This window comes from Buttiauxella sp. (assembly GCF_049686335.1).
Classification (GTDB): Bacteria; Pseudomonadota; Gammaproteobacteria; order Enterobacterales; family Enterobacteriaceae; genus Buttiauxella.
In genome coordinates this window covers 58,995-76,928 of record NZ_JBAVHX010000039.1, presented here as the reverse complement: position 1 = coordinate 76,928, position 17,934 = coordinate 58,995, and the positions used below count along the sequence as shown (strand labels likewise).

Below are 17,934 nucleotides of genomic sequence, written 5' to 3'. Positions count from 1 at the left end.
CAGGGGAAACATTATGGCTTTGATATCGCTCGCAGATGGACTGGCTCATGCACGTGAAAATGGCTATGCATTAGGAGCGTTTAACGTGCTCGACAGCCATTTTCTGCGTGCCCTTTTTGCCGCCGCAAAGCAGGAAAATTCGCCTTTTATTATCAATATCGCCGAAGTCCATTTTAAGTATGTGTCACTGGATTCGCTGGTTGAAGCCGTCAAATTCGAAGCGGCACGCCATGATATTCCGGTGGTGCTCAATCTCGACCACGGCCTGCATTTTGAGGCGGTGGTGCGCGCGTTACGCCTCGGTTTTAGCTCAGTGATGTTCGATGGTTCTACACTTGAATATGAAGAGAACGTTCGCCAGACCCGGGAAGTGGTGAAGATGTGCCACGCGGTGGGCGTTTCGGTTGAGGCAGAACTTGGCGCGGTAGGCGGTGATGAAGGCGGTGCGCTGTATGGCGAGGCCGACAGCAACAAGTTTACCGACCCGGCCATTGCGCGTGATTTTGTCGACAGAACCGGCATCGACACGCTGGCGGTCGCCATCGGCAATGCGCACGGCAAATACAAAGGCGAGCCGAAACTCGACTTTGATCGGCTGGCGGCGATTCGTCGCCAAACCGGCCTGCCGCTGGTGCTGCACGGAGGCTCAGGCATCAGCGACGAAGATTTCCGTAAAGCGATAAGCCTCGGTATCCACAAGATAAATTTCTATACCGGAATGTCGCAGGCCGCTCTCAGCGCGATTGAGCAACGGATGAATCAACGTCACGCCATTTATGACGAATTTGCCGAATTGCTGCTGGGAATTGAAGAAGCGATTACTGACGTTGTCGCCCGGCAAATGCAGATTTTTGGCAGTTCAGGTAAAGCGTAGAGCCTGATGGGATGGGCTCCTAAGGAGAGGCTATGAGTGAGCGCAGCGGGATTATTGCCGCCGGAAATATGCTGGTCGACCATGTGCATCAAATTGTGCAATGGCCCCAGCGCGGGTGGCTTGCCGAAATCGTCCACAGTGAACGCTCGACCGGTGGCGCGCCGTTAAACGTGCTGCTGACGCTGGCGAAAATGCATGTCGGCCTGCCGCTGCAAGCGGTGGGTTTGGTGGGCGATGACCACGATGGTGACTACATTATGGCGATGCTGGATCAGTATCATGTCAATCGCCAGCACGTACACCGCACCACTTTCGCACCGACGTCGATGTCGCAAGTGATGACGGACCCGAGCGGGCAACGAACCTTTTTTCACTCGCCAGGGGCGAATCGTCTGCTTGATTTACCCGCCTTTGACCGCCTCGAATCGTCATTCAAAATCTTCCATCTCGGCTATTTGCTGCTACTCGATAGCCTCGATATGGAAGATGCAGAATATGGTACCCGCAGCGCACGCTTGCTGGCGATGATGTCTCAGCAAGGCTATGAAACGTCTCTTGATTTGGTTTCGCGCCAGGGCGACCCGCGTTATCGCCCGATGGTGCTCCCTGCCCTGCGCTGGCTGGATTATCTGGTGATTAATGAGCTGGAAGCTGGCGAATTTAGCGGGCTGGATATCCGCCATACGGACGGCACGCCGCACATCGAAAATATTGCGCAAGCGGCAACGTTGCTGCTGGAGTCAGGTGTCAGGCAAAGAGTGGTGATTCATTGCCCGGAAGGCGCGTGGGGGGTGGAGCCTGGAAAAGAAGGCATCTGGGTGGCGTCATTTATGTTAACGCCGGATGAAATTATCGGCAGCGTCGGAGCCGGTGACGCTTTCTGCGCCGGTATTTTATATGGCTGCCATGAAAAATGGCCGCTGCTGGATAGCCTGAAATTAGCCCACGCTTGTGCTCGTGCGAATCTGTTATGCGCGAATGCCATTGATGGGGCAAAAACGCTGACGGAATTGCAGTTGTTTATTAGCGATAACGGCTAACCTCCTGAATCATTTTAAAAACTAAAGAGGTCGGATCCGGCCTCTTGTGCAGAATTAGTCTCCCTCTCATCCCCTCATCCCACTCAATATAGTCAGGCTTCTTTCAAACCTTATACATATGATTTACCATATGTGTCACGTAACGACATTGGGGTTGAAAATGCTACTTCCTGTTCAGCTTTTTAAAACGCTATCCGATGAAACCCGACTTTCCATCGTGATGCTGCTCCGGGAGTCCGGAGAGTTATGCGTCTGTGATATTTGCGCCGCAACCAGGGAGTCTCAGCCTAAAGTCTCGCGTCACATGGCGATTCTACGCGAGTCTGGTCTGGTGAGTGACCGTCGTGAAGGCAAGTGGGTGCACTACCGTTTATCGCCAAATATGCCTGCCTGGGCTGCTGCGACTATCGATAACGCATGGAACTGCCTGCGAGAAGAGACGCGCGAAAAACTAAAAGTGATGCAGAAAAGTTCGTGTCAGGAAAGCTGAAACACATTCAATAATTCATATGTGATGGAGTAGATAATGTTACTGGCTGCAGGGATTTTTTTATTCACACTCATGCTGGTTATCTGGCAACCCAAAGGTCTGAGTATCGGATGGAGTGCGACGATTGGTGCGGTTCTGGCGCTGGTTTGCGGGGTTATCCAGCTAAGTGATATTCCCGTGGTGTGGAATATTGTGTGGAACGCGACGGCGACGTTTATCGCGGTGATTATCATTAGCCTGTTGCTCGATGAGTCGGGCTTTTTCGAGTGGGCAGCGTTACACGTTTCTCGTTGGGGCAACGGGCGTGGACGCCTGCTGTTCACCTACATTGTGCTGTTGGGCGCCGCGGTCGCCGCGTTGTTTGCTAACGATGGTGCAGCACTTATCCTGACGCCTATTGTGATAGCGATGTTGCTGGCGCTGGGTTTCAGCAAACAGGCAACGCTGGCATTTGTCATGGCCGCCGGTTTCATTGCAGATACCGCCAGCCTGCCGCTTATCGTCTCGAACCTGGTGAATATCGTTTCGGCAGACTTCTTTAAACTGGGATTCACCGAATACGCGTCGGTGATGGTGCCCGTGGATATCGCCGCCATTGCGGCAACGCTTGCCATGCTGCATCTGTTTTTCCGCAAAGATATTCCACCTGTCTATGAGCTTGCGAAACTCAAAGCGCCCGCAAAGGCAATCAAAGACCCGGCCACCTTCACAACAGGCTGGATTGTTCTGGTTCTCCTTCTGCTGGGATTCTTTGTGCTTGAGCCTTTGGGCATCCCCGTTAGCGCCATCGCCGCGACCGGTGCTTTGATTTTGTTGACTGTGGCGAAGCGAGGACAGGCGATTAATACCGGGAAAGTGCTGCGTGGCGCGCCCTGGCAAATCGTCGTTTTCTCACTCGGGATGTACCTTGTCGTCTACGGGCTCCGCAATGCCGGGCTTACGGAATACCTTTCCGGCGTGCTGAATATTCTTGCGCAACATGGACTGTGGGCCACGACACTTGGGACGGGTTTCCTTACCGCATTCCTGTCATCCATAATGAATAATATGCCGACCGTGCTGATTGGCGCGTTGTCGATTGATGGCAGCACCGCGACTGGAGTCATTAAAGAAGCGATGATTTATGCCAACGTCATCGGTTGCGATTTGGGGCCGAAAATCACCCCGATTGGCAGCCTGGCAACCCTTCTCTGGCTCCATGTGCTGGCCCAGAAAAACCTGACGATCACATGGGGATATTACTTCCGCACTGGCATCGTCATGACATTGCCGATTCTGTTTGTGACGCTCGTGGCACTGGCGTTACGTCTGTCTTTCACCTTGTAATGAGATACTGAAATGAGCAACATCACCATTTATCACAACCCAGCCTGCGGTACCTCGCGTAACACACTGGAATTAATCCGTAATAGCGGGAATGAGCCGACGATTGTTTATTATCTTGAGACACCGCCCTCACACGATGAACTAAAGAAACTCATCGCGGATATGGGGATTACGGTGCGCGAACTACTGCGTAAAAATGTCGAACCTTATGAGCAGTTGGGTCTGGCAGAGGATAATTTTAGTGACGATCAGCTCATCAACTTGATGCTGCAACATCCGATTTTGATTAACCGCCCTATTGTGTTCACCCCGTTGGGAACCCGCCTGTGCCGCCCTTCAGAAGTGGTACTGGATATTCTCCCTGAACCGCAGAGAGGGGCGTTTACTAAAGAGGATGGGGAAAAAGTCATTGATGAATCAGGGAAGCGGATGAAATAAACGCAGCCAGATAAACAGAATAAGTCTGGTGTAAACCAGGCTTATTCAAACTGGCGATCACGCTAAGAATGGTTATGTTTACGCGGCATTATTTTCAGCCTGAATAATATCAGCGGAAAATACATACCCCACACCGCGAATGGTGCGAATTAATGCTGGCTGATGTGGGTTCGGTTCTATTTTTTTACGCAGGCGCATAATCAGCACATCTATTGTTCTGTCGAATACTTCAAGGCTTTCGCTGTGAGTCAATTCCAGTAATCGCTCACGCGATAACACTTTGCGAGCATTTTGCACCAGGGCCAGCAGCAGTCCATATTCGCCCTGGGTGAGATCAACCTGTTCATGTGCGGAGTTGAATAGCTGGCAACGCGCGGTATCCAGTCGCCAGCCGTTGAAGTGTAATCCGCAGCTTTTGGTCGACGGAGGTTCCACCGCCAGCGCCCCGCTTCGACGCAGCACCGCTTTTACACGCGCCACCACCACACGGGGGTTGAACGGTTTGGCGATGTAATCATCGGCACCCATTTCCAGCCCGACTACCACGTCAGATTCGCTACCCAACCCAGTCAGCATCACTACCGGTAAATCGGGCCGCTGGCGCTGTATGTGTTGCAGGACGAGCAGGCCATTGATATCGGGCAAAATCATGTCCAGCAGTACCAGCGCAATTTCTGGAAACTGCGCGATGGCTTTCAGCGCGTCGTTTCCTGAATGGCAAACCCTCACCTCAAAAACGTGTTCGTTGAGCACATCTCTGAGCACGTCGCAGATGGCCAGATCGTCATCCACCAGCAATATGGCAGGCTTCATGGTGGTACTCCGCGATGGATGAAAGGGACATGAGACAAGTGTGGGCGATTGTGGAAGGAGTACCGCACAAAAGACAAATACCCATGCTGAATTTTCAACCAGTGTCACAAACCCAGCTTCAGTCGACACGTCACTTTTGACGATGACCTGTTTTTCGTCAGCGTTTTGTTGCTTTTATCGCCGTAAAATGACCGTAATCCCCATGTTTTCTATGTGGCATAGATAATGCATTACAACGGATAGATATGATCAGCTGTGTGAGTGTCACACACTTTTAAGTGCCCTAATCATTCAGATTGCAGGAAGGCGGCAAGGCCGTGAGTCTCCAGGAGCATAGTTAACGTTAACTATGTGGCTGGGGCGAATGGGTGAAGCCAACGCATCTGCAACTTGAAGGATGATGGGTATATTGACTGGAGCAACAATGATGAAAAAAGTCGTCACGGTTTGCCCCTATTGCGCCTCAGGTTGCAAAATCAACCTCGTGGTCGATAACGGCAAAGTCGTCAAGGCGGAAGCGGCTCAAGGTAAAACTAACCAGGGCGATCTTTGCCTGAAGGGTTACTACGGTTGGGATTTTATTAACGACACAAAAATCCTCACCCCGCGCCTTAAGTCACCGATGATTCGTCGCCAGAAAGGCGGCAAACTCGAAAACGTTTCCTGGGATGAAGCACTGAACTACGTCAGTACACGTCTGCGTGAAATCAAAGCGAAACACGGCTCCGATGCCATCATGACCACCGGTTCTTCCCGTGGTACCGGCAACGAAACCAACTATGTGATGCAAAAATTTGCGCGCGCCGTTATTGGTACCAATAACGTTGACTGCTGCGCACGCGTCTGACACGGCCCATCGGTTGCAGGTCTGCACCAATCGGTCGGTAACGGCGCTATGAGCAACTCAATCGTCGAGATTGAGGATACCGATTTAGTGTTTGTGTTCGGTTACAACCCGGCAGATTCACACCCTATCGTTGCTAACCGCGTGATCCGTGCGAAGCAAAAAGGGGCGCAAATCATTGTTGTCGATCCGCGTAAAATTGAAACCGCGCGCATCGCCGATATGCATTTGCAGTTAAGAAATGGTTCTAACATCGCCCTGCTTAACGCAATGGGGCATGTGATTATCGAAGAAAACCTGTATGACCAGTCATTCGTGGCGGCTCGTACTGAAGGTTTCGACGAGTATCGCAAAATTGTGGCTGGCTACACGCCTGAATCCGTTGAAGAGATTACTGGCGTGAGTGCGTCGGAAATTCGCAACGCAGCGCGGATGTATGCGAATGCAAAAACCGCCACCATCCTGTGGGGCATGGGCGTGACCCAGTTCTATCAGGGCGTGGAAACGGTTCGCTCGCTGACAAGCCTTGCGTTGATGACCGGTAACCTGGGTAAACCTAACGTCGGTGTTAACCCGGTTCGCGGCCAGAACAACGTTCAGGGTGCTTGCGACATGGGCGCACTGCCGGATACCTATCCGGGCTACCAGTATGTGAAAGACGAAGCGAGTCGCGAGAAGTTCGCGAAAGCCTGGGGCGTTCCATCGCTACCGGCGCACACGGGCTATCGCATCAGCGAATTGCCACACCGTGTTGCCCATGGCGAAGTACATGCGGCGTACATCATGGGTGAAGATCCGCTGCAAACCGATGCAGAGCTGTCGGCTGTGCGTCAGGCGTTTGCGGATATGGAACTGGTGATTGTACAAGACATCTTCATGACCAAAACCGCGGCGGCTGCCGACGTGATTTTGCCATCCACCTCATGGGGTGAACATGAAGGCGTTTATACCGCCGCTGACCGTGGTTTCCAGCGCTTCTTTAAAGCGGTAGAACCGAAGTGGGATCTGAAAACGGACTGGCAGATTATCAGTGAAATTGCCACCCGTATGGGCTACCCGATGCACTACAACAACACCCAGGAAATTTGGGATGAGTTGCGTGGTCTGTGCCCAGATTTCTACGGTGCCACTTACGAGAAAATGGGCGAACTGGGTTATATCCAGTGGCCTTGCCGTGATGTCGCCGAAAGCGATCAGGGAACCTCGTTCCTGTATGACGGTAAGTTTGACCGTGAAAATGGTCTGGGCGAGTTCTTTACCTGTGACTGGGCACCGCCAATTGATCGCATCACCGAAGAGTACCCAATGGTGCTTTCCACGGTGCGCGAAGTGGGCCACTACTCTTGCCGTTCGATGACCGGTAACTGTGCGGCACTGGCAGCCCTGGCGGATGAGCCTGGCTACGCGCAAATCCACATCGACGATGCCGCGCGTTTGGGTATCGAAGATGAAGCGCTGGTTTGGGTGCATTCTCGCAAAGGTAAAGTCATCACCCGTGCGAATGTGAGCGAACGCCCTAATAAAGGTGCCGTTTACATGACGTATCAGTGGTGGATTGGTGCCTGTAACGAGCTGGTGACGGAAAACCTCAGCCCGATAACCAAAACGCCGGAGTACAAGTACTGCGCCGTACGTGTCGAGCCGATCGCCGATCAGCGCGCCGCCGAGCAGTATGTGATTGATGAGTACACTAAGCTAAAAGCCAGTCTGCGCGAGAGCGCGGCGGGTTAAAAACTGTAGGGTGGATAAGCCGCAGGCGTCATCCACCCTTTTCGCAAGTTGTGGCGGTTGACGCTGCGCTTAACCGCCCTACAAAACACGCTAAAGCTGCCCATTCGGCAGCTTTTTTTTTGCCTTTTTTCCCCTCTCTGCGCGGGATGTATTGATTAGATTTTCAACAATTTAATTAATGCGTGATCTGCCGCCCAAAAAATAAACAAAGCTCCTGAGCCCTCCTGTTATTAACGTTTTCATGACATATTATTAACATCCTACAAGGAGAAAAAAAGCCATGAGCCAAGTACATAAACACGCCATTCCTGCAAACATTGCGGACAATTGCCTGATAACGCCGGAGCAGTATCAATCCATGTACCAACACTCGGTGCATGACCCAGACGCATTTTGGGGCGAGCAAGGGAAGATCCTTGACTGGATCAAACCTTATAAAAAGGTGAAAAACACCTCTTTCGCACCAGGAAACATCTCTATCAAATGGTATGAAGAAGGCACGCTGAATCTGGCTGCTAACTGCCTGGACAGACATCTCAAAGATCGTGGCGATCAAACCGCGATCATCTGGGAAGGCGACGACGCCACCCAAAGCAAAACGCTGACTTACCGCGAGTTGCATCGCGAAGTGTGCCGCTTTGCCAATACCCTGAACGAACTGGGTATTAAGAAAGGTGATGTGGTCGCAATTTATATGCCGATGGTGCCTGAAGCGGCGGTTGCGATGCTGGCCTGCGCGCGTATTGGCGCGGTGCATTCGGTGATTTTCGGCGGTTTCTCGCCGGAAGCGGTCGCCGGACGCATCATCGACTCCAACTCCCGTCTGGTGATTACCGCCGATGAAGGCATTCGCGCCGGACGTTCTATTCCGCTGAAGAAAAACGTCGATGAAGCGCTGAAAAACCCTGGCGTGAAAAGTGTCGAACACGTGGTGGTGCTTAAACGTACCGGCGGCAATATCGAATGGCATCAGGGTCGTGACCTGTGGTGGAACGAGTTGGTGGAAAAAGCCAGCGCGCACCATCAGCCTGTCGAAGTGAGCGCCGAAGATCCGCTGTTTATCCTCTACACCTCGGGTTCCACCGGCAAGCCAAAAGGCGTGTTGCACACTACCGGTGGGTATCTGGTGTATGCCGCAACCACCTTCAAATATGTTTTCGATTATCACCAGGGTGACGTCTACTGGTGTACCGCTGATGTGGGTTGGGTCACCGGCCACAGCTATCTGCTGTACGGCCCGCTGGCGTGTGGTGCTATCACCCTGATGTTCGAAGGCGTTCCCAACTGGCCAGCACCTAACCGTATGGCGCAAGTTGTTGATAAGCATAAAGTGAACATTCTCTACACCGCGCCAACGGCGATTCGTGCGCTGATGGCTGAAGGCGATAAAGCGATTGAAAACACCGATCGTTCGTCGCTGCGCATTTTGGGTTCGGTGGGTGAGCCAATCAACCCGGAAGCGTGGGAATGGTACTGGAAGAAGATCGGCAACGAAAAATGCCCGGTGGTCGACACCTGGTGGCAGACCGAAACCGGCGGTTTCATGATTACTCCGCTGCCAGGGGCAACCGAGCTGAAAGCCGGTTCCGCCACTCGTCCATTCTTTGGGGTTCAGCCAGCACTCGTGGATAACGAAGGCAACCCGCAGCAGGGGGCGACCGAAGGCAATCTGGTGATCACCGATTCATGGCCAGGCCAGGCACGCACACTGTTTGGCGACCACGAACGTTTCGAGCAGACTTACTTCTCGACCTTTAAAAATATGTACTTCAGTGGTGACGGCGCGCGTCGTGACGAAGACGGTTATTACTGGATTACCGGACGTGTGGACGACGTGTTGAACGTTTCCGGACACCGCCTGGGCACAGCAGAAATCGAGTCAGCGTTGGTGTCGCATCCGAAAGTAGCTGAAGCGGCCGTAGTCGGCATTCCGCATAACATTAAGGGCCAGGCGATTTACGCGTATGTGACGCTCAACCACGGCGAAGAGCCGACACCTGAGCTGTATACCGAAGTGCGTAACTGGGTGCGCAAAGAGATTGGCCCGCTTGCCACTCCGGATATTTTGCACTGGACAGATTCACTCCCTAAAACTCGTTCCGGCAAAATTATGCGCCGCATTTTGCGCAAAATTGCCGCCGGCGATACCAGCAACTTTGGTGATACTTCAACGCTTGCCGATCCGGGTGTTGTTGAGAAGTTACTGGAAGAAAAACAAGCTATTACCATGCCTTAATCTTTTCCCCCTCTCCCTCAGGGAGAGGGCTGGGGTGAGGGTTGTTTCATGGTGATATGCCCTCATCCCAACCTTCTCCCTCAGGAGAAGGAGCCAAAAAAATAAAACCACCCCCTTACCTCTGGAGAGATCTGTGATGAGTGAACAACTTTATCAACGGATAGAAGACAGTGCGCATTTCAGGGAGTTAGTCGCTAAACGGCAACGGTTTGCCACCATTTTGTCCATCATCATGCTGGTGATTTACGTCAGCTTTATTTTGCTCATTGCCTTTGCTCCCGCCTGGTTGGGTACGCCTTTACATGCAGGCACCACCGTGACGCGAGGCATTCCTATTGGGGTCGGCGTGATCCTGATCTCTTTCTTCCTGACTGGAGTCTATGTCTGGCGGGCGAACGGTGAATTTGACCGTCTGAATAACGCAGTGCTGCGCGAGGTGAAGGTATCATGAAACGTCTCTTCGGCGTCCTTGCCGCCCCGCTCCTGAGCCTGCCTGCGTCCGCCTTTGCCGCGGATGCGATTACGGGGGCTGTACAACGTCAGCCGACCAACTGGCAGGCGATCATTATGTTCGTCATTTTCGTCGCCTTTACTTTAGGGATAACCTATTGGGCGTCAAAACGCACCCGTACCCGTAGCGATTACTACACCGCGGGCGGCAATATCACCGGCTTCCAGAATGGCCTGGCGATTGCGGGCGACTATATGTCTGCCGCATCGTTCCTCGGTATTTCGGCACTGGTGTTTACCTCCGGTTATGACGGCCTGATTTACTCACTGGGCTTTTTGGTCGGCTGGCCAATTATCCTGTTCCTGATTGCTGAACGCCTGCGTAACCTCGGTAAATACACCTTTGCTGACGTGGCCTCGTATCGCCTGAAACAAGGGCCGATTCGTATTCTGTCGGCCTGCGGTTCACTGGTTGTCGTGGCGCTTTACCTGATTGCCCAGATGGTGGGCGCGGGTAAACTTATCCAGTTGCTGTTCGGCCTGAACTACCACGTTGCCGTGGTACTGGTCGGCGTGCTGATGGTGATGTACGTGCTGTTCGGCGGCATGCTGGCCACCACCTGGGTGCAAATCATCAAAGCGGTACTGCTGCTGTTCGGCGCAAGTTTCATGGCCTTTATGGTGATGAAACACGTGGGCTTCAGCTTTAACAATCTGTTCGCAGAAGCCATCGCGGTGCATCCGAAAGGTATCGCCATTATGAGCCCTGGCGGGCTGGTGAAAGACCCGATATCAGCGCTTTCGCTGGGGTTAGGTTTGATGTTTGGCACCGCCGGTTTGCCGCACATTCTGATGCGTTTCTTCACCGTGAGCGATGCCCGCGAAGCGCGTAAAAGCGTACTTTATGCCACCGGTTTCATGGGTTATTTCTACATCCTGACCTTTATCATCGGCTTTGGCGCCATCATGTTGGTGGGTGCGAACCCAGCCTTTAAAGATGCCGCTGGCGCGTTGATTGGTGGCAATAACATGGCAGCGGTTCACCTGGCTGATGCAGTGGGCGGGAGCTTGTTCTTAGGCTTTATCTCGGCAGTCGCTTTCGCCACCATTCTTGCGGTGGTCGCCGGTTTAACGCTTGCGGGGGCGTCTGCGGTTTCCCATGACCTCTACGCCAACGTGTTCCGCAAAGGGGCCTCTGAACGTGATGAGCTGAGAGTGTCGAAAATCACCGTGGTGGTATTGGGCATAGTGGCTATTTTGTTGGGGATTTTGTTCGAGAAACAGAACATCGCCTTCATGGTTGGCCTGGCGTTCTCGATTGCGGCGAGCTGTAACTTCCCTATTATCCTGCTCTCTATGTACTGGTCAAAACTGACCACCCGTGGCGCAATGGTGGGCGGTTGGCTCGGACTGATTACTGCGGTGTTGTTGATGATCCTCGGCCCAACAGTTTGGGTACAGGTTCTCGGCCACGCTACGGCAGTCTTCCCGTATGAATATCCAGCGTTGTTCTCGATTCTGGTCGCGTTTGTCGGTATCTGGGTGTTCTCAGCGACGGATAACAGCCCGGAAGGCAATCTGGAGCGTGAGAAATTCCGTGCTCAGTTCATCCGTTCCCAGACCGGGATTGGTATTGAACAAGGCCGTGCGCACTAATGAGTTTTACCCTTCCCGGCTCACCTGAGCCGGGAAATGTGTCAGATAACGCTGCGCTTATCCGACCTACAAAACCTTTTTTGACGGTCCGATTCACTGACCATCAAAACATCAACCAGCCCACCAATGGCGCAATCAATACCATCACAACGCCGGAAAACATCATCACCAGACTGGCAACCACCCCTTCCTGCGGGCCAAGCTCGTAGGAACGCGCAGTACCGGCGCCGTGAGAAGCGGCGCCAAAACCAGCCCCTTTTGCCATCCCTTCACGAATCGCAAGACGTAAAAACAGCACATCGCCTATCGCCATGCCAAATACGCCGGTCACTACCACAAACAGCGCCACCAGTTCCGGCTGGCCGCCGAGCGGTTTTGCCGCAGCCAGTGCAAAAGGTGTGGTAATCGAGCGCACCGCGAGACTGCGCTGGATTTCATCTGACAAGGTAAACAACCGCGCAAGCCAGACGGAGCTGGTTACCGCCACCACCGTTGCGGTGATAACGCCTGCGGTAAGTGACATCCAGTGACGTTTTATTACCTTGAGATTGTCATACACCGGCACGGCAAAGGCGATAGTCGCCGGGCCCAGCAACCACAGCAGCCAGTGCGCTTCGCCCATATAATTTTGATAAGAGATGTGGCCAAAAATAAGCATCGCCACCAGCAGCACTGGCGTCAAAACCAGTGGCATTAACGGCAGTTTACGAAAGCGGCGATAGAGTTTTTTATTGGCAAAATAGAGCCCGAGGGTCATCACCAGGCACAAAATACTCAGCTGAAAATTATTCACAGCGCGCCTGCCTGCGGGCTTCGCGTGCCAGTTCAAAACGGTAGACTTTATCCACCACCAGCGCGGTTGCACCAAGCACCAGCGTGGTGCTGATAGCAATCACCAGGAAAATGCGCCAACCGTCGACCATCAGCAATTCGGCATAATTCACCACCGCGACCACCGCAGGCACAAAGAACAGCAGCATTTCTGCCAGTAACCAGCGCGAACCGGCGCGCACCCATTTCAGCTGCACCACACGACAAACGATCAATGCCAGCAGCAATAACATCCCCACCAGGTTTGCCGGCAGCGGCAAATGCCACCAGTCCACTAACTGTTGGGCAAAAATAAATAATCCCGCGTAGAGCGCCACTTGTACTGGTACTTGAATACGGCGAAAAAGAACCGGCGTAAAACCACGTAACGCCACAGCCATGAGAATGGCACTCCTAAAAAATTTGAGGAGGCAATTATAGTTAGCCAACTTCCTTGAAAGAAATGAATTAAAATCATCAGAGGTATAGTCAACGGGAATAGTTATGGACATCAGGACACTGCGTTATTTTGTTGAGGTGGTTCGCCAGCAAAGTTTTACCCGCGCTGCCCAGAAGATGTTCGTCACTCAGCCGACCATCAGCAAGATGCTGCGCAACCTCGAAGATGAGCTCGGCTGTACGCTGCTGATTCGTGATGGGCGAAAGCTATTACTGACAGATACCGGCGAGGTGGTTTATCAACACGGCCTGGCGATTCTGGCGGAGTTTCGCCAGCTGGAAGCCGAACTTGGCGACATCAACCATCTCAACAAAGGCGTGCTGCGCCTCGGTATTCCACCGATGGTTGGCATGCTTATGGCCGGGCCAATTAGCCTGTATCGCCAACGCTATCCTGCGGTCGAGCTGAAGATTTCCGAATTTGGTGGACTGACAGTGCAACAGGCGGTGCTCAATGGCGAGCTGGATTTAGCCATGACCGCCTTACCCGTTGATGACGAGCATACCTTTTCCACGCTGCCCTTAATCCAGAATCCATTGTGCGTTTTGGTGCCGCGTTCAGGCCCATGGACGTCGCGGGAAAGTATCGACCCAATCGAACTTGCCGCTCATCCGTTGCTTATCTATAACGAAGATTTCGCCTTAAGCCGCCAGTTGATTCAGCTGTTTCAGGAGCATGGGTTTACACCGCGAATTGCGGTGCGCAGCGGCCAATGGGATTTCCTCGCCGCCATGGTGCAGGCGGGTGTTGGCATAGCGATTTTGCCAGAGACGATTTGTCAGAAGCTGGATAAAAACACGCTGATGTGGCTGCCGTTAAACAGCGATTTGACGTGGCAACTGGCGATGATTTGGCGTGAAGGGGTTTATATTTCCCATAGCGCGCAGGCGTGGATTGCGTGTTGTAAGGAGTTTTGGCCGGTGGTGGAAAATCACAGCGGTGGATGACGCTGCGCTTATCCACCCTACAAAAAACGATGTAGGGCGGGTAAGCACAGACTGTTAATTATTGCTGCTCAACCAACAATGCCTCGAGCAAATCGAGATCGTGTAACAGCTTCATCAACGTCTCATTGCTGATTTTCTGCGTCGCGCGTAAATGGTAAAGCTCGGCGCGCTCGGAACGTAACGCGGCCAGACGGAAACGGCGTTCGAGGCTCTCTTCAAGCTCGCTGCTTTCCATATCATTTCGCCCATCAGCACGGCGGCGCAAGTTCCCTATCACGCGTGAACTCACCTCTTTTAGCAACTGATCGTCGATGTTCTCGTTAACGTCAGAGTGCAGGCGTTCTTCCATTTTCTCGATGGCGATAATCGCCACTTCTGCCGTTGCCGCACGGGCAATACGCTCTTCCTGGCGCGCCACCGACTTGTCCGGCACTTCCACATTGCGCAGCAAAATCGGCAGCATAATCACCCCGGTAAAGAGCGAGAACAAAATCACGCCAGTAGCAAGGAAGATAAGCTCATAACGCGCCGGGAATGGCGTTCCATCACCTAACAGCAGTGGGATGGACAACACACCGGCAAGGGTGATAGCCCCACGCACGCCAGCAAACGAGGCAATGCACAGCTCGCGCAAGCTGTAAGAACCGAACTCCAGCGGACGCTTTTTCATAAAGCGTAAACTGATGCGTTTCATCGCCCACAGCCACAAGAAACGCACGCCAATCAGGGCGAAATAGATAAGCCCGACGTCGACAAACAGCATCCATAATTCCACGTTCGGATCCGCGTTTGCCGCCGCAATCGACGTCTTCATGATGCTGGGTAATTGCAGGCCTAACAGCAGGAACACCATGCCGTTAAACACAAATTCGAGCATTGCCCAGACGCTGTTTGCACGCAGACGCATCGCCAGCGGTGCACTGCGCAACACGCCAGAACGGGTGATGGTCATACCGGCGGCAACGGCTGCCAGAATGCCGGAAACACCGATATGTTCGGCAATCAGGTAAGAGGCAAACGGCAGCAGTAACAGCAGCAGAATTTGCGTGGCGGGTTCGTCACCGCTCCAGCGGCTCATCAGACGTAATGATTTGCCGTACAGCCAGCTCACGGCAATCCCCGCAAGCAGACCGCCAATCGCCACTTTAAAGAACTCGAGGGTGGCACCACCCACGCTGAACACCATGGTACCCACGGCAACCGCCACGGCCATTTTTAACGAAACCAGGCCGGATGCGTCGTTCATTAACGCTTCGCCCTGCAAAATGCCCATAATTTTCTTCGGGATGCGCCCTTCTCCGACAATGCCAGAAAGCGCTACGGCATCTGTCGGCGAGAGCACAGCCGCCAGTGCAAACGCGGGAAGCAGCGGGATACCCGGCACCAGAGCGTAAATCAGGAAGCCAATACCGACGACGGTGACCAGCACCAGAACCAGCGCCAGGCCGATTATCTCTCGCCCATGATGGAGAAATTCATTTGTCGGGGTTTTCCAGCCATCGGCAAACAGCAGCGGCGGGATAAACAGCACCAGAAACAGTTCCGGATTGAAATCGACATGCAAACCGAAGTGCGGCCAGGCGAGCATCGCGCCTATGGCTATCTGCATTAACGGTAGCGGGATCTGGAATGGCAGCATGCGTGTCGCCACCCCAGACAAAGAGACCACAAGGGTCATGATGAGAATAGTAAAGAAGATTTCCATGCTTTCCTTAGTCGCGGTGTTTTGTGAAACCCTTTATGCAGGATGTTGTTATACCCAATAGTAAAACAACTTTTTACACAGTAAGGAAACAGGAAGTGAGTTGAGGTTGTTGTTGGAGGGGTTTGAAGGGTGGGAAAGTTTGAACTTCCCACCCGAATTACTGGTGGATGACGCTTACGCTTATCCACCCTACAAATGCTGCATTACGTAGGTCGGATAAGCGTAAGCGTCATCCGACATAACGATAACTTAGATGGCCCAGCCGCCGGCGTAGAACGCGACCAAAGCGATAGCAATCACCACGGTGCCGATATTCAGCTTACGCCATTCACCTGACACGATGCGGCCAATCACCAGCGAAGCGAAACCAATCATGATGCCGGTAACGATGTTACAGGTCAGCACGATGAATACCGCAGTAATCAGGCCAGCCATGGCATCAACGAAATCAGCGAAGTCGATTTTTGCAACGTTGCTCAACATCAACAGACCAACATACATCAACGCCGGAGCGGTTGCGTAAGCAGGAACCAGATAAGAGAGCGGAGAAAGGAACAGAATCAGCAGGAACAGAACACCAACGGTGATAGCTGTCAGGCCGGTTTTACCGCCCGCCGCAGTACCTGCCGCAGATTCGATATAGACCGCTGCTGGAGCCGCACCCACCAGGCCTGAGAACACAGAGCTCAGGGAGTCGGTGGTCAGCGCTTTGCCGCCATCAATGATTTGACCGTCTTTATCCAGCAGATTTGCCTGGCCTGCAACCGCACGGATGGTGCCCGTTGCATCGAATACCGCCGTCATGACCAGCGCCAGAACGCTTGGCAACACCACTGGATTCAGTGCGCCCATGATATCCAGGCTACCAATCAGCGAATTACCCGCTTCATCTTTCAGTGAAGGCATAGCGAAGATGCCAGAGAAATGTACCGCTGGGTCGAAGATCAGGCCGAAAATTGAGATGCCGATAATGGTCAGCAGAATGCCGCCCGGGACTTTCAGTTTTTCCAGACCAATGATCACCGCCAGGCCAATCAAAGACATGATGACCGGGAAGCTTGCGAAATGGCCAAGAGCGACTGGCAGACCGTCCAGTGGGTTTTTGATAACCAGACCGACGCCGTTTGCGGCAATCAGCAGCAGGAACAGGCCGATACCGATGCCGGTGCCATGCGCAACGCCCATCGGTAAGTTACGCAAAATCCAGCTTCGAATGCCGGTTGCGGAGATGATGGTGAACAGCACACCCATCAGGAAGACGGCGCCCAGCGCAACAGGTACGCTGATGTGTTGGCCCAATACCAGGCTGAATGCGGTAAAAGCAGTCAGTGAAATGGCGCAACCAATTGCCAGCGGCAGGTTTGCCCAAAGGCCCATCACAAGAGAGCCGACACCGGCTACCAGGCAAGTTGCCACAAAGACCGCCGCAGGAGGGAATCCTGCTTTACCGAGCATGCCCGGAACGACGATCACGGAGTACACCATCGCGAGGAAAGTGGTTAAACCCGCCACAACTTCCTGACGAACGGTACTACCACGTGCAGATATTTTGAACCAGGCATCAATACCGCCGGTTGCACGCGGAGAATGATTAGACATAGTGAAAAATCCCCTGAGATTTTTATGATTACGTTGGTATACGTGGTGGACAATCCACTGCTGATTAAACGTTTAAATTCTTAAATACTTCGAATTAATCCCTGTGCTGCATTTATGACAAAAATGGGGCGTCACAAAAAAGCAAACGTTTAACTCCGCGTATACAAACTGGGTGTAAAAATTAAGGCAAACGATTATCCGGCCTTCTTACATGGATTTTCAACCGAACTTTGCCGCTTTTTGCTGAAAAAAGCGTTAGCCGGCGAAATTATCGCCACCTCATGCGCAAACGTTATCGTCGATGCGCAATTTAGCAACAATCCTGCAAGATACCGGTAATGAATTTTCCTGACTCATAGGAGTTTTGAATAGATATGAACTCAATATCCTGAATAATTCGATTTGCATCGCGGCAGCAAGAGAACAAGTCCCGATGAGCTTACATAATTAAGTGATTATTCGGCCCATCCATGGGCCTCACCCCTTCGGGGCGCTGTTAACAGCGTTCAAATCTG

The 17,934-nt window shown here is 52.8% G+C and carries 15 protein-coding genes; 10 read left to right on the top strand and 5 right to left on the bottom strand.

What is annotated here, in order from left to right; translation table 11 throughout:
• Nucleotides 1-13 precede the first annotated feature (13 nt).
• The 5 genes from WBL83_RS22260 (at nucleotide 14) to arsC (ending at nucleotide 4,168) form a co-directional block, all read left to right on the top strand.
• Nucleotides 14-874 carry a ketose 1,6-bisphosphate aldolase gene (locus WBL83_RS22260; RefSeq protein ID WP_424591154.1) on the top strand — a complete coding sequence of 287 codons (861 nt, stop codon included), beginning with the start codon at nucleotides 14-16 and terminating at the stop codon, nucleotides 872-874.
• A gap of 32 nt (nucleotides 875-906) precedes the next feature.
• Nucleotides 907-1,914 carry a carbohydrate kinase family protein gene (locus tag WBL83_RS22255; protein WP_424591153.1) on the top strand — a complete coding sequence of 336 codons (1,008 nt, stop codon included), beginning with the start codon at nucleotides 907-909 and terminating at the stop codon, nucleotides 1,912-1,914.
• 160 nt (nucleotides 1,915-2,074) lie between these two features.
• Nucleotides 2,075-2,404: a metalloregulator ArsR/SmtB family transcription factor gene (locus tag WBL83_RS22250; protein WP_424591152.1), complete on the top strand. Its 330-nt coding sequence runs from the start codon at nucleotides 2,075-2,077 to the stop codon at nucleotides 2,402-2,404.
• 36 nt (nucleotides 2,405-2,440) lie between these two features.
• Complete coding sequence (locus WBL83_RS22245; RefSeq protein WP_424591151.1) at nucleotides 2,441-3,730, top strand: arsenic transporter; 1,290 nt, start codon at nucleotides 2,441-2,443, stop codon at nucleotides 3,728-3,730.
• 12 nt (nucleotides 3,731-3,742) lie between these two features.
• Nucleotides 3,743-4,168 (top strand): glutaredoxin-dependent arsenate reductase, encoded by a 426-nt coding sequence (gene arsC / locus WBL83_RS22240; protein ID WP_424591150.1) that lies wholly within the window; start codon nucleotides 3,743-3,745, stop codon nucleotides 4,166-4,168.
• A 78-nt stretch (nucleotides 4,169-4,246) separates the two neighbouring features.
• On the opposite strand, the gene WBL83_RS22235 is transcribed toward arsC, so the two are convergent.
• Nucleotides 4,247-4,981 (bottom strand): response regulator, encoded by a 735-nt coding sequence (locus WBL83_RS22235; RefSeq protein ID WP_424591149.1) that lies wholly within the window; start codon nucleotides 4,979-4,981, stop codon nucleotides 4,247-4,249.
• Nucleotides 4,982-5,408: 427 nt separating this feature from the next.
• Between WBL83_RS22235 and fdhF the strand changes: the two genes are divergently transcribed.
• The 4 genes from fdhF (at nucleotide 5,409) to actP (ending at nucleotide 11,898) form a co-directional block, all read left to right on the top strand.
• Entirely contained in the window at nucleotides 5,409-7,556 is a 2,148-nt protein-coding gene (gene fdhF, locus WBL83_RS22230) for a formate dehydrogenase subunit alpha (protein WP_424591277.1), read from the top strand.
• Between the two features lie 280 nt (nucleotides 7,557-7,836).
• Nucleotides 7,837-9,792: an acetate--CoA ligase gene (gene acs, locus WBL83_RS22225; RefSeq protein WP_424591148.1), complete on the top strand. Its 1,956-nt coding sequence runs from the start codon at nucleotides 7,837-7,839 to the stop codon at nucleotides 9,790-9,792.
• Between the two features lie 136 nt (nucleotides 9,793-9,928).
• Complete coding sequence (locus WBL83_RS22220; protein ID WP_424591147.1) at nucleotides 9,929-10,243, top strand: DUF485 domain-containing protein; 315 nt, start codon at nucleotides 9,929-9,931, stop codon at nucleotides 10,241-10,243.
• On the top strand, nucleotides 10,240-11,898 hold the full coding sequence (gene actP / locus WBL83_RS22215) for a cation/acetate symporter ActP (protein ID WP_424591146.1): 1,659 nt from the start codon (nucleotides 10,240-10,242) through the stop codon (nucleotides 11,896-11,898). The genes WBL83_RS22220 and actP overlap by 4 nt, the downstream gene beginning before the upstream one ends.
• Nucleotides 11,899-12,001: 103 nt before the next feature.
• On the opposite strand, the gene WBL83_RS22210 is transcribed toward actP, so the two are convergent.
• Nucleotides 12,002-12,691, bottom strand: coding sequence for an LrgB family protein (locus tag WBL83_RS22210; RefSeq protein WP_424591145.1), 690 nt, complete (start codon nucleotides 12,689-12,691; stop codon nucleotides 12,002-12,004).
• Nucleotides 12,684-13,109, bottom strand: coding sequence for a CidA/LrgA family protein (locus WBL83_RS22205; RefSeq protein WP_424591144.1), 426 nt, complete (start codon nucleotides 13,107-13,109; stop codon nucleotides 12,684-12,686). Before WBL83_RS22205 ends, WBL83_RS22210 begins: the two co-directional genes overlap by 8 nt.
• 103 nt (nucleotides 13,110-13,212) lie before the next feature.
• On the opposite strand from WBL83_RS22205, the gene WBL83_RS22200 reads away from it, so the two are divergent.
• Nucleotides 13,213-14,115: a LysR family transcriptional regulator gene (locus tag WBL83_RS22200; protein WP_424591143.1), complete on the top strand. Its 903-nt coding sequence runs from the start codon at nucleotides 13,213-13,215 to the stop codon at nucleotides 14,113-14,115.
• Nucleotides 14,116-14,173: 58 nt separating this feature from the next.
• Here WBL83_RS22200 and WBL83_RS22195 read toward each other — a convergent pair whose 3' ends face one another.
• Nucleotides 14,174-15,820, bottom strand: a complete 1,647-nt coding sequence (locus WBL83_RS22195; protein WP_424591142.1) for a Na+/H+ antiporter — start codon at nucleotides 15,818-15,820, stop codon at nucleotides 14,174-14,176.
• A gap of 249 nt (nucleotides 15,821-16,069) precedes the next feature.
• Nucleotides 16,070-17,419 (bottom strand): NCS2 family permease, encoded by a 1,350-nt coding sequence (locus WBL83_RS22190; RefSeq protein WP_424591141.1) that lies wholly within the window; start codon nucleotides 17,417-17,419, stop codon nucleotides 16,070-16,072.
• Nucleotides 17,420-17,934 lie beyond the last annotated feature (515 nt).

Coding starts and splice junctions, on each gene's coding strand:
- WBL83_RS22260 (WP_424591154.1), top strand. CDS start 14: ATGGCTTTGATATCGCTCGCAGATGGACTGGCTCATGCACGTGAAAAT.
- WBL83_RS22255 (WP_424591153.1), top strand. CDS start 907: ATGAGTGAGCGCAGCGGGATTATTGCCGCCGGAAATATGCTGGTCGAC.
- WBL83_RS22250 (WP_424591152.1), top strand. CDS start 2,075: ATGCTACTTCCTGTTCAGCTTTTTAAAACGCTATCCGATGAAACCCGA.
- WBL83_RS22245 (WP_424591151.1), top strand. CDS start 2,441: ATGTTACTGGCTGCAGGGATTTTTTTATTCACACTCATGCTGGTTATC.
- WBL83_RS22190 (WP_424591141.1), bottom strand. CDS start 17,419: ATGTCTAATCATTCTCCGCGTGCAACCGGCGGTATTGATGCCTGGTTC.
- acs (WP_424591148.1), top strand. CDS start 7,837: ATGAGCCAAGTACATAAACACGCCATTCCTGCAAACATTGCGGACAAT.
- WBL83_RS22195 (WP_424591142.1), bottom strand. CDS start 15,820: ATGGAAATCTTCTTTACTATTCTCATCATGACCCTTGTGGTCTCTTTG.
- WBL83_RS22235 (WP_424591149.1), bottom strand. CDS start 4,981: ATGAAGCCTGCCATATTGCTGGTGGATGACGATCTGGCCATCTGCGAC.
- actP (WP_424591146.1), top strand. CDS start 10,240: ATGAAACGTCTCTTCGGCGTCCTTGCCGCCCCGCTCCTGAGCCTGCCT.
- WBL83_RS22220 (WP_424591147.1), top strand. CDS start 9,929: ATGAGTGAACAACTTTATCAACGGATAGAAGACAGTGCGCATTTCAGG.
- WBL83_RS22205 (WP_424591144.1), bottom strand. CDS start 13,109: ATGGCTGTGGCGTTACGTGGTTTTACGCCGGTTCTTTTTCGCCGTATT.
- arsC (WP_424591150.1), top strand. CDS start 3,743: ATGAGCAACATCACCATTTATCACAACCCAGCCTGCGGTACCTCGCGT.
- WBL83_RS22200 (WP_424591143.1), top strand. CDS start 13,213: ATGGACATCAGGACACTGCGTTATTTTGTTGAGGTGGTTCGCCAGCAA.